The following is an 11,951-nucleotide window of genomic DNA, read 5'->3' as shown; positions in this document are numbered from 1 at the left end:
TGCGAATGCCGGCTTCCCGAGGTTACGCCTGATTGACCGGAAAGTCGGCGATGCGGGTCAACGGCGCACCGCAGCGCACGACCGGTGGATCAACGCCGGCCGACCGGCGGTCAGCGCCGCGCCGCGGCGAGCGCCGCGCGCATCGCCTCGACCGGCGCCGGCACCCCGGTGAACTGGGTGAACTGGCCGACCGCCTGGGCCAGCAGCAGATCCAGCCCGGAAACCACCGGTCGACCGGCGGCCGACGCCGCCGCGGCCAGCGGGGTCGGCCACGGGTCGTACAACGCGTCGAAGAGCACCGTGGACGGTCCCCAGTCGGCGTCGGCCGCCAACGGATCGGCGACGCCCTTGGGCACGGTGGAGACGACCAGGTCGGCACCGGTGTGCGCGGCGGCGTCCGGCCAGGCCACCGCGACCAACTCCACCCCGACGGCCGCCGCCACCGGCCGCAGCTGCGCCACCGCCGACGGGCGACGGGCGACCACGGTGACCGTGGTCGCGCCGAGCCGGGCGGCGGCGGCCAGGGCGGCCCGGGCGGTGCCCCCGGCGCCGAGCACCGTGACGGCGGCCCCGGCCGGCACCCCGGCCGAGGTCAACACGCTCACCATCCCGGAGACGTCGGTGTTGTCGGCGTACCAGGAGCCGTCGGGACGCCGTACCAGCGTGTTGGCCGCGCCGACGGCGGTGGCGACCGACGACGCCCGGTCGGCCACCGCGAGCGCGGCCTCCTTGCCCGGCATGGTCACCGACAGCCCGGCCCACTCCGGGCCCAGGCCGGCGACCAGGGCCGGCAGCTCCTGCGCACCGCACTCGATCCGGGTGTACGACCAGCCGTCGAGCCCGGCGGCGGCGTACCCGGCGTTGTGGATCACCGGGGACAGGGAGTGCGCGATCGGCCGGCCGAGCACCGCCGCCCTCACCGGCAGTTCTCTCCGCTCAGCACGCCGTTGGTGCACATCTGACGTTGCAGGTCACGGAAGTCGGCGTCGGTCGTGCCGTAGCCCATGGTGCCCTTCTTGTCGACGGTCATGAAATAGACCCAGGTGCCGTTGGGCGGGCTCATCGCCCCCTTGAGGGCGTCCTCGCCGGGGTTGCTGATCGGGGTGATGGTCAGCCCGTCCGCGCCGTGCGTCCGGTACGGGTTCTTGGGGTCGTTGAGCTCGGACTGCTTGAGGATGTCGGAATCCTTCGGATTCTTGCCCTGCAACCGCAGCCAGTAGTTGATCGCGCTGTCGATCTCCAGGCACTTGCAGTGGTAGCGGTCGGTGTAGACCCGGTTGTAGATCACCCGGGCCACCTTCGGCATGTCCACGTGGTTGACCGACTCGGCCTGCGCGATCGAGGCCGTGATCAACGCCTCGTACGGGGAGATGCCCCGGTCGGCCTGCACCGTGTCGACGAACTTCATCTCGCCGGTGACGTCGAGGAACTTGTCCACCATCATCGACAGGATCTGCGGGGCGGTCGCCTTCGGCGGCAGCTCGTAGGTGGCCGGATAGAGGAAACCCTCCAGGCTCCGCGGCCCCTTCTTGCCGTCCTTGCGGTTGAACCAGAACTCCGGCACGCCCAACTTGACCGGGTCCTTCGCGGCGGCCTTGAACTCGGCGACCGGGATCTTGGTCTCCTTGGCCAGCAGGTCGTAGATCGCCAGGGTGATCATGCCCTCGGGGATGGTGATCCCGTTGACCACCCGGCTCTTCGGGTCCAGCAGCAGGGCGAGCGCGTCGGTGGCGCGCATCTCCTTCTTGACCTTGTACCGGCCGACCTGGATGTTCTTGCTGCGCGCGTTCTCGTCGGCCGCCTCGACGAAGGCCTTGGTGCTCTTGACCACACCGGCGTCGTAGAGGGAGTTACCGATGGCGGTGGCGCTGTCGCCCTGCTTGACGTCGACCAGCGCCTCACCGGTGCCCGGACCGTCGAAGTCCGGCGTGATGAAGTGGTTACGAATCCGGTCGAAGCCGTAGAAGGCCCCGCCGCCGATGCCACCCAGCAACACCAGGGCCATGAACAGGGCAAAGATCGTCTTTAGGTGCCCGCCGCCCGATTTGCCGCCGCCCGACGTGCCGTTGCGCTTGTTGACGAAACCGCGCCGGTGCCGGCCCTTCTCCCCCCTCTCCTGCTCGTCGAACCCGAGGTCCAGATCGTCGATCATTCCGTCCGCCTCCGCTGCGCTTCCAGCCAGCTCTGCAGGATCTCGACCGCGGCGGCCTGATCCACCACCGCACGTTGGCGCTTTCCCCGGACGCCACGCTCGGCAAGCCTACGAGACGCGACGACCGTTGACATCCTCTCGTCGGTGATCGTCACCGGAACCGGCGTTATCACCTCGGTCAACCGGCGCACGTACGCCAACACGTGCTGGGCGGCCGGGCCGTGCCGACCGGCGAGATTGACCGGCAGACCGACGACGACCTCGACGGCCTCGTGCTCGGCGACAAGCTGCGCGAGCTGGGCAAGGTCGCTGGGCACCGCGTCCGGGCCGGTGGTCAGGTCCCGGGCCAGGGTGACCAGCGGAGTGGCCAGGATGCCGTGCGGATCGGACCGGGCCACCCCCACCCGGACCTGCCCGACGTCGACCCCCAACCGGACCCCGCGGGACGACTCACTCACGGTCGGTCACCCTCCGGCGGTGACGAGCCAGGGCGGACCAGCTCGGGTCCGCCCTGGCTCAGGTGCTGATCCGTCACGCGTCGGCGATCGCCTTCTCGACCGTGAGCAGCAGCTTCGGCGCCTCCGCGGCGGGCAGGCCACCGCCCTGCGCGACGTCCTGACTACCACCGCCCCGGCCGGAGAAGGCCGCCTTCACCAGGTCGTTCGCGGCCAGACCGCGCCCACGGGCCGCGGCGTTCACGGCCACCACCAGGGACGCCTTGCCATTCGATCGGGCCGCCACCGCCACCACGGCCGGCCGGGCCGGGTCGATCTTGCCGCGGATCTCCTGGGCCAGGGTCCGCACGTCGTTACCGGCCGCGCCCTCCGGCGCCTCGGTGCCGACGTACGCCACCCCGCCGACGTCCTTCGCCTGCCCGGCCAGCGCCGCCGCACCGCCCAGCACCAACTGGGCGCGGAGCTTCTCCAGCTCCTTCTCGGCGTCCCGCAGCTGCGTGACGGTCTGCTCGACCCGCTCCGCGACCTGCTCACCGGGCACCCGGAACAGCTCGGCGAGGCGGGACACCAGCAGGTGCTCGCGGGCCAGGAAGCCGAACGCATCCATCCCGACCAGCGCCTCGATCCGGCGCACGCCCGAACCCACCGACGCCTCGGAGAGGATCTTCACCAGGCCGAGCTGGGCCGAACGGGCCACGTGGGTGCCGCCGCACAGCTCCCGGGCGTAGTCGCCGACCTCGACGACCCGGACCCGCTCGCCGTACTTCTCGCCGAACAGCGCCATCGCGCCGATCCGCCGGGCCTCCTCCTGGGTGGTGATGAAGGCGTTGACCTCGAGATCCGCCAACAGCACCTCGTTGACCTGCTGCTCCACGTCGTGCAACACGCTCGGCGACACCCCGGCCGGGGTGTTGAAGTCGAACCGCAGCCGGCCCGGGGCGTTCAGCGAACCCGCCTGGGTCGCCGACTCACCGAGGAAGTTGCGCATGGTCTGGTGCACCAGGTGGGTGGCGGTGTGCGACCGCGAGATGGCCCGCCGGCGGGTCACGTCGATCTCGGCGTAGCCGGTCTCCCCGGCCCGCACCTCACCCCGGACCACCTTCGCCCGGTGCACGATCAGACCCGGCACCGGCTGCTGCACGTCGAAGACCTCGACCTGACCGGCACCGACGGTGATCAGACCCTGGTCGGGCTGCTGACCACCACCCTCGGCATAGAACGGGGTGGTGTCGAGCACCAACTCGACGGTGTCGCCCTCGACCGCCGCGCCGACCGTGACGCCACCGCTGAGCAGCGCCCGGACCCGGGACTCCCGGTGCAGCTCGGTGTAGCCGGTGAACTCCACCGCCCCGCCGTCGTCACGCACCGACCGGTACGCCGACACGTCGGTGTGTCCGGTCTTGCGGGCCTGCGCGTCGGCCTTGGCCCGGTTGCGCTGGTCGGCCATCAACCGGCGGAAACCCTCCGCGTCGACCTGCAACCCCTGCTCGCCGGCGATCTCCAACGTCAGATCGATCGGGAACCCGTACGTGTCGTGCAGCTGGAACGCCTGCTCACCCGACAGCGCCGGCTTCCCCGCCGACCGGGTCTGCGCGATCGCCGTGTCCAGGATCGTCGTCCCCGCCCGCAACGTCGACAGGAACGCGTCCTCCTCCGCGTACGCGTACTGCGAGATCCGGTCGAACTCGGTCGCCAGCTCCGGGTACGACGGCGACATGCAGTCCCGGGCCACCGGCAGCAACTCGGGCAACGCCCGCTCCTGCCAACCCAACAACCGCACCGCCCGGATCGCCCGCCGCATGATCCGACGCAGCACGTAGCCGCGCCCCTCATTCGACGGGGTCACCCCGTCACCGATCAACATCAACGCGGTGCGCACGTGGTCGGCGACCACCCGCAACCGCACGTCGTCCGGGTGCGACTCGCTCGCCACGTGCCCCGAGTGCGCGCCGTACCGCTTACCGGTCAGCTCCGCCGCCCGGTCCAGGATCGGCCGCACCTCGTCGATCTCGTACAGGTTGTCCACACCCTGCAGGATCGAGGCCATCCGCTCCAGGCCCATCCCGGTGTCGATGTTCTGCGCCGGCAGGTCACCCAGGATCGGGAAGTCTTCCTTCCCACTGCCCGGACCCCGCTCGAACTGCATGAACACCAGGTTCCAGAACTCCATGTAGCGGTCCTCGTCGACCGCCGGACCACCCTCCCGGCCGTACTCCGGGCCCCGGTCGTAGAACAGCTCCGAACATGGGCCGCACGGCCCCGGAATGCCCATCGACCAGAAGTTGTCCGCCTTGCCCCGACGGACGATCCGCTCCGCCGGCACCCCCACCGACCGCCAGATCTCGAACGCCTCGTCGTCGTCGAGATAGACCGTCGGCCAGACCCGCTCCCCGTCCAGCCCGTAACCACCCTCGGCAACCGGCTTGGTGACCAGGTCCCACGCCAACGGGATCGCCCCGGACTTGAAGTAGTCCCCGAACGAGAAGTTGCCGTTCATCTGGAAGAACGTGCCATGCCGACTGGTCTTGCCGACCTCGTCGATGTCCGGCGTCCGCAGACACTTCTGCACACTCACCGCACGCCGGTACGCCGGCGTCTGCTGCCCGAGAAAATACGGAACGAACTGCACCATGCCGGCATTGACGAACAGCAGGTTCGGATCACTGATGGCAGGCAGCGGAGCAGACGGCACCACGGTATGCCCGTTCGCCTCGAAATGGGCGAGATACCGCCGCTTGATCTCCGCCGTCTTCATCGCTGGTGTTCCTCCGGAAAGATCTCTCGGTCACCGATACGCGGGTCCTCCCGCAACTCGGCGAACTGGTCGTCGAACGCCTCACCCCGGGCGAACGCCTCGTGGATCTCCTGCTCGCGCTCGGCCATCCCGATCCGTACGTCCTCCACGAAGCTACGCAGCGACTCGACCAGACCGCCAGCGGATTCGGACAGCCCACTGGCGATCCCCGCCGGGGTGTACGCCTGCGCGGTCCGGGTGGCCTTGCGGACCACCACCACGCCCACGGCCAGCCCGATACCGAGCCAGAACAGTCGCCTCATGTCTCATTCCTCCTGTGCGACGCCGGTCGGGTCAGCTGTTGCCACGCCGGGCGGCACGCCGCTGCTGCTTGATGGTGTCGCGCACCTCACGCTCGGTCTCCGCGGTACGCCGTGCCGAGGCGGCCCGGCGGACGCCGTACCCGAAGGCCGCCACCTTCACCAGCGGGTTCGCCGCGGCGGCCGAGACCACGGTGGCCAGGTTCGCCACGTTGGCGGTGACGTTCTGCGCGTGGCTGGTCATCGTGTCGACCTTCGCGAGTTGCAGGTTCACCCCGTCGAGCGAGGTCTGCACCTGCTCCAGGGCGACGTTGACGTTCTTCACCGTGGTGTTCACGTCCCCCAGCAGCGGGGCGGTCTGCGCGTTGAGGTCGTTGATCATCCGGGTCGTCGCGTCCACGGTGTGCCGCAGCCGCAGGATCGGTACCGCCAGCACGAGCACCAGCATCAGGAACGCGCCGGCCGCGATCAGCGCAGCGATCTGTCCACCATCCACGCATGTCCTCCTCAAGCAGGGTTCCGGGGCCCGACGCCCCGGAACACGCGACCCGGTACCCGGTCGCGGTGTGACCCGTACGGGGTCAAACGGGGGCAGGCGGGCCTGCCAGCCCCAGACCCTACCGTCCGTGATGGAAACCGGCTCAGGACGGTGAGCGTGTCAGGCCGCCGAGCGGATCCTCGGTGATCGTCGGGAACGGATCCTCACCGGTCAGTGACGGGTCGGTGCTCGGCTGTGGCCGGGTCCGCTCGTCGTCGATCGCGTTGCGGACCTTCACCGACACCAACGAACCGGTGCACTCCCCCGCTGCGGGTGCGGCCGGGCTGGCCGGCGGCACCGCCGGCTCCCCGCTCACCAGCGGCGGAGTGCAGGTCGGTTCCCGCACCCAGAGGTCGAGGGTCAGTTCGTCCCGTCGCCAGCAGGTGTAGCTGCCCTTGGCCGGCTGTTCCGGACACCGGGTCACCTTCCACGGCCGCCAGCCCTCCGCGCGCAGCGCCTGCTCATAGACCCGGGTGGTCTCCTCCGGCGCGCGGTCGGACTCCACGGTGCGCTCCCTCAGCCGGCAGTCCTGCAGGCACAGGCGGCTGCCGCTGACGTTGTCCACCGTCTTCGCCGTCGCCCAACCCGGCACACCCAACTCGTCGAGGGTGTCGAAGACCGGGTCCCGGCTGAGGGTCCGCATCCCGAAGAAGGCCGGGAGGGCCCCGAGCAGCAACACGCTGACCAGCACCAGGATTCCCAGCCGCAGGCGACGCCGTTCCTCCGTCCGGCGACGCGGTTCGCCGCCGCCGTCATCGGAGGCGGCACCGGCACCGGCGGGGTCGTCCTGCGTCGGCGGGCGCAGCGGAGCTCCGGTCGAGCCGTCCGGATCGGACCGGGCTCCGTCCGGTGGCGTCACCCGGGCCACTCCCGGGACGTCGGCCCGACCGGACGACGGGACGGCCGCGACACCGGCCGTCTCCGCCCGGTCAGCGGGACGCACCGGCGGTGCCGCCCGACCGACGGCGTCCTGCGGCCCACCGCCCGGTCGTGCGCCCGGTGCGGTGGCGGGGGCGACCGACGCCGCCGCGACGACTCCACCCGCACCGGGGGCCGGCCGCCGGCAGCGGACCGTGGCCCGGAGGGCCGGCCGCCCTCCGGCCCCGCCGTACGACGCGGGTCGTCCGGAGGGGCGGGCGGGCGGGCGGTGCCGGTGACCGGGCCGGTGGCGGGGCCGTCCGGGCGGGCGGTGCCGGTGACCGGACCCTCCGGACGGGCGGTGCCGCGCGCTGGCGCGCCGGCGCGCGGCGCTCGCGGGTCGGGTGCGCCGGGCTGCGGCGCCCTCGGGTCGGGTGCGCCCAGCCGCGGCGCCCTCGGGTCGGGTGCACCCGACTGCGGGCCTACCGGAGTGGGGGCGGGCGGGCGGGGTCCGCTTCCGATGCGTAGCTCGGAGCGGGGCGCGGCGGGATCGTTCGGGACCGGTGCGCCGGATCGGGGAGCGCCGGACGTGGGTGCCGTCGCGGCAGCGTCCGGACCGGCACCGCCGGGCGGGCGTCCGGCCGGCCCCGGGCCGGCGGGACGCGGACCACCCGGGACCTGCGCGGTGCCGGGCACCGGAGCCGAGCCGCCAACCCGGGGAGCGCCGGGCATCGGACCGGGACCGGCCGGACGCGGGCCGCCCGGGACCTGCGCGGTACCGGGCACCGGCACGGAGGCCGCACCGCTGGCTCGGGAGCCACCGGGCGGCGAACCGGCAGCGCCGGGACGCGGACCCCGGGTCGGGTCGGGGTCAGACTGGGCTCCCCGGGCGGAGCCGTGGCCGTCGCCTACCGGCCCGGACACGGGACCAGCCGGCCGGGCGGGGGCCGCTCAGGCGGGGCAGGCCGCGCCGTGCCCCGAGCCGGACCGGCCTGCTCCGGCCGGGGCGGGCCGCTCTGCTCCGGCCGATGCGGACCGGCCTGCTCCGGCCGATGCGGACCGGCCTCGACGTCGCTGCGCTCCGGGCCGCCCGATCGACCCCGACCAGCCGGATCGGCCGGACCCGCGCCGCCCGGCGGGGTCGACCGACCAGCCGGCGGAGTCGAGCGGTTGAGCACCCGCAGGGCGGGGTCGGTGTGTGAGGTGCGCCCGGCCTGCCGCAGCCAGTCCGCCGGCCGGTCCGGTCGGTCGCCACGTGAGCGGTCCTCCTGGGCGGACCCGGACGGAACCGGTTGACCGGCCGGCGCACCCCCGTCCGGCCGACCCCGCACCTCATCGGCGTCCGGGCGGCCCCGCGGATCGGATTCGTTCCCGGTCGGGCTACGCCATCCCCCCGACGGTTCCTCGTCGTCCGGGCGGTTCCGACGGCCCCCGGGCCCCTCGCCGTCCGGCCCGGGGTGGTGGACCGCCGGCTCGCCGTCGGGACGGGCCCGCCGGCCCGGTGGTGGGGCGATGTCGGGAGGCGGGCGACGACGCCCGTTGTCGTCCCGGGCGGCCGGGCCGGGCCGACCGGTGCCGGGAACGGGCGGCGCCGACGGAACACCCGGTGCGGGCGAGGTCGGCGCGACACCTGGTAGCGACGGCGCGTTGCCGGTCAGCGGCACCACCGGCCGGTCCGGATCGGCGGCGCGACGGCGGCCTGCCCGCTCGGCGGCCGGCCGGTCACCGGGATCGCGGACGGGGTGGGTGATGCCTCGGCACGGCGACCCCCCGTAGCCCGGGGCCCGGAAGCCGCCGTGTCGGGCGGGGGGTTGCCGCCCGCCGGTGCCATCGGGCCGGTACGCGGCCCGCCGACCGTCGGGTCCGGCAGCACTCCGGCACCGGCCGGGGTCCCCATCCCGACGCGGGGCGCACCGGTCGGGTGCGCCGCAGCGGGCGCGGGACCACCGGGACCGGAACCCGTGCCGGGCCGGTTCGCGGGTTCGATCGGACCGGGCCGGCGGTCTCTCGGCCGGTCGTCGGGCACGGTCCGACGCCCCCGCAGGGGCGTACCGCCCGGTGCCGCCACGCCCGACCGGTCGTCGGATGCCGCTCGGCCACCCAGGGGTGGCCCGGCGGGTGCCGGGGCACCGTGCGACGGCCCGGCGGGTGCCGGGGCACCGTGCGACGGCCCGGCGGGTGCCGGGGCACCGGGACCGGTCCACCCGACAGGTGGCGCCTGACCGGGCGGGACCGCCGCCCGGCCGGACCCCGAGCCGGGGACCGCCGCCCGGCCGGGGACCGCGACCGCGGCCCGGCCGGAGCCGGCACCACCGGCGGTGGGGTCGGGGCGGGATGCCTGGTCGGGCCGCTGCGGGCCGGGGCGGTCGGCGGACGCCGAACCCGGCCAGGGTCCGGGCCCTTCGCCCAGGCGGGGGCGCTGCCCGGAGGGTCCGGACCAGGCCGGCCCACGGACCGGCGGGGCGGCCTGCCCACCGGGGTGCGTCGGCCCCGGTGGCGGCCCGTCAGAGCGACCGGGTCGGGGCGGCTCGGCCCCGGCAGACGCCGGCCCGGGCCGGCCGGGCCCGGTTGGCGGCAGGTCCGATGGACCGCTTGGCTGCGGCGGGCGGGGGCCGCCGGATGCCGACGCCTCCCGGCGCGGACCCGGTGGACCGGCCAGGGGACCCGTCGGGGGACCGGACTCCGGTCGGGCACCCGGCGGTGCCTGCTCCGGCCGGAGGCCCTGCGGTGCCTGCTGCGGCCGGGAATCCGGCTGCGGTGGGCGGACGCCGGCCGGTGCCGGCCCGTCGGGACGCGAAACCGGCTGACCGACGCGCGGAGCGACCGGCCCCCCCGGGCCGGTCTGCGGCGCGGCCGGCCCACGCCCGGCAGCCGGCGGAACCGGACCACGGACCGGCGGCACCGGACCGCCGTCCGGGCCGAGTTCGGTGCGCTGCTGCTTCGCCGTACGCAGGTCGTCGATCCAGCCGAACTCCTCGCCGGCCGGCTCGGGCGGGGTGTCGTCGCCGCCCCGCCCCCGACCCCACCGACGTCCCTTGGCGCGAGGTTCACGCCGCTCGTCGGGACCGTCCTGCGGTTGCTCCCCACCTCGCGATGTCACTGCTGAACCTCCCCGGCGTCGCCGCCGTCCTCATCCGCCCCACCGGCGTGCCCCGTGCCCGTCGGGTGACGGCCGTTGACCACCGGCACCGGCCCGTCGGGGCGTGACACCGGGGTGGACAGCCCCCGGACGATCCGGCGCAGCAGGGGCAGCCGGGCGGCCACCGACCGCTCGGCGCCGTGCCCGCTGGGCCGGTAGTAGTCGGTCCCGACGAGGTCGTCGGGAGCGTACTGCTGGGTGACCACCCCGCGCTGGTCGTCGTGCGGGTAGCGGTAGCCCGTGCCGTGCCCGAGCCCTCGGGCGCCGGAGTAGTGCGCGTCGCGCAACCCGCGCGGCACCGCACCGCCCCGACCAGCCCGGACGTCGGCCATCGCCGCGCCGAGGGCCGTGGTGGCCGAGTTGGACTTCGGCGCGGTCGCCAGGTGGATGACCGCCTGGGCGAGGTTGAGCTGGGCCTCGGGCAGGCCGACGTACTCCACCGCGTGGGCGGCGGCGGTGGCGACCGACAGGGCGGACGGGTCGGCCAGGCCGACGTCCTCGCTGGCGAAGATGACCATACGGCGGGCGATGAACCGGGCGTCTTCCCCGGCGACCAGCATCCGGGCCAGCCAGTGCAGCGCGGCGTCGACGTCCGAGCCGCGCATGCTCTTGATGAAGGCGCTGGTCACGTCGTAGTGCGCGTCGCCGTCCCGGTCGTAGCGCACGGCCGCCACGTCCACCGCCTGCTCGGTGGTGGCCAGGTCGATCCGGTCGACGCCGAGCGCGGTCGCCGAGGCCGCCGCCGCCTCCAGCGCGGTCAGGGCCTTGCGGACGTCGCCGCCGGCCAGGCGTACCAGGTGGTCCTCGGCGTCGGTGGCCAGGGTGAGCGCGCCGGCGAGGCCGCGCGGGTCGGTCACCGCGCGACGCAGCAGCGCCCGCACGGCCTCGTCGTCGAGCGGCTGGAGGGTGAGCAGCACGCACCGGGACAGCAGCGGCGAGATGACGGAGAAGTACGGATTCTCGGTGGTCGCCGCGAGCAGGGTGACCGTGCGGTCCTCGACGGCGGCGAGCAGCGAATCCTGCTGGGTCTTGCTGAACCGGTGCACCTCGTCGATGAACAGGACGGTCTGCGGGCCACCGGAGCGGCGCTGGCGACGGGCGGTCTCGATGACGGCCCGGACGTCCTTGACGCCGGCGGTCAACGCCGACATGGCCACGAAGCGGCGGTCGGTGGCCCGGGCCACCAGGTGGGCGATGGTGGTCTTGCCGCTGCCCGGCGGGCCCCAGAGGATGACCGACAGCGCCGCGCCGCCGCCGACGAGCTGACGCAGCGGGGCACCGGGCGCGAGGAGGTGCTCCTGCCCGACCAGTTCGTCGATGCGCGCGGGCCGCATCCGGACCGGCAGCGGGGCGTCCTCCCCCACCGAGGCGAAGTCGTCGACGCCGACGGAGCCCGCGTGGGCGCTGGGCGCCACGGCGGGTGCACCGAGGGAGAAGAGGGCGTCGGAGTCCATCAGGAAGACAGTACCGGGCGCGGCCCACGACGCCGGAATCGCGCCGTGGGCCGCGCCCGTTCTGATCCGTCGCGGTCAGCCGCGACCCGGCCGACGGCCCCGGTACCACCGGCCGCCGCCACCGCCGCGCGGGCCGCTGCCGACGCCGGCCAGGTAGAGCGAGAGCAGCAGCAGGCCGATCAGCACCAGGGTGTTCCAGTTGAACAGGTCGGGGGCGCCGAAGTTGGTGTTGAGCAGGTCGATGAGGAGCGCGAAGCCGAAAACGACGGCCGCGAGGATGGCGAGCATGTGTATGTCCTCC

The 11,951-nt window shown here is 74.1% G+C and carries 9 protein-coding genes; all 9 read right to left on the bottom strand.

Annotated elements, in window-relative coordinates:
* Positions 1-110: 110 nt before the first annotated feature.
* The 9 genes from ACQP1S_RS10990 to ACQP1S_RS10950 all read right to left on the bottom strand — a co-directional run bounded on the left by ACQP1S_RS10990 (position 111) and on the right by ACQP1S_RS10950 (position 11,938).
* Entirely contained in the window at positions 111-920 is an 810-nt protein-coding gene (locus tag ACQP1S_RS10990) for a shikimate dehydrogenase (protein WP_091246325.1), read from the bottom strand.
* A complete protein-coding gene (gene mltG, locus ACQP1S_RS10985; protein ID WP_432905867.1) occupies positions 917-2,152 on the bottom strand; it encodes an endolytic transglycosylase MltG in 1,236 nt (411 codons plus the stop codon). Before mltG ends, ACQP1S_RS10990 begins: the two co-directional genes overlap by 4 nt.
* Positions 2,149-2,610, bottom strand: coding sequence for a Holliday junction resolvase RuvX (gene ruvX, locus ACQP1S_RS10980; RefSeq protein WP_432905864.1), 462 nt, complete (start codon positions 2,608-2,610; stop codon positions 2,149-2,151). Before ruvX ends, mltG begins: the two co-directional genes overlap by 4 nt.
* A gap of 73 nt (positions 2,611-2,683) precedes the next feature.
* A complete protein-coding gene (gene alaS, locus ACQP1S_RS10975) occupies positions 2,684-5,362 on the bottom strand; it encodes an alanine--tRNA ligase (RefSeq protein WP_363668657.1) in 2,679 nt (892 codons plus the stop codon).
* Positions 5,359-5,664, bottom strand: coding sequence for a hypothetical protein (locus ACQP1S_RS10970; protein WP_208569474.1), 306 nt, complete (start codon positions 5,662-5,664; stop codon positions 5,359-5,361). Before ACQP1S_RS10970 ends, alaS begins: the two co-directional genes overlap by 4 nt.
* A gap of 31 nt (positions 5,665-5,695) precedes the next feature.
* The gene (locus ACQP1S_RS10965) at positions 5,696-6,157 is read right to left on the bottom strand and encodes a DUF948 domain-containing protein (protein ID WP_091246334.1); all 462 of its coding nucleotides are present in this window, start codon (positions 6,155-6,157) and stop codon (positions 5,696-5,698) included.
* Between the two features lie 145 nt (positions 6,158-6,302).
* Positions 6,303-6,908: a hypothetical protein gene (locus tag ACQP1S_RS10960; RefSeq protein ID WP_432907963.1), complete on the bottom strand. Its 606-nt coding sequence runs from the start codon at positions 6,906-6,908 to the stop codon at positions 6,303-6,305.
* A gap of 3,245 nt (positions 6,909-10,153) precedes the next feature.
* On the bottom strand, positions 10,154-11,650 hold the full coding sequence (locus ACQP1S_RS10955; protein WP_432905860.1) for a replication-associated recombination protein A: 1,497 nt from the start codon (positions 11,648-11,650) through the stop codon (positions 10,154-10,156).
* A gap of 75 nt (positions 11,651-11,725) precedes the next feature.
* A complete protein-coding gene (locus tag ACQP1S_RS10950) occupies positions 11,726-11,938 on the bottom strand; it encodes a hypothetical protein (protein WP_432905857.1) in 213 nt (70 codons plus the stop codon).
* Positions 11,939-11,951: the final 13 nt, after the last annotated feature.

The organism is Micromonospora matsumotoense, from assembly GCF_050951065.1.
Lineage (GTDB): Bacteria > Actinomycetota > Actinomycetes > Mycobacteriales > Micromonosporaceae > Micromonospora > Micromonospora matsumotoensis.
The sequence above is the reverse complement of the archived record's forward strand: the minus strand, read 5'-3'. Positions and strand labels throughout refer to the sequence as shown.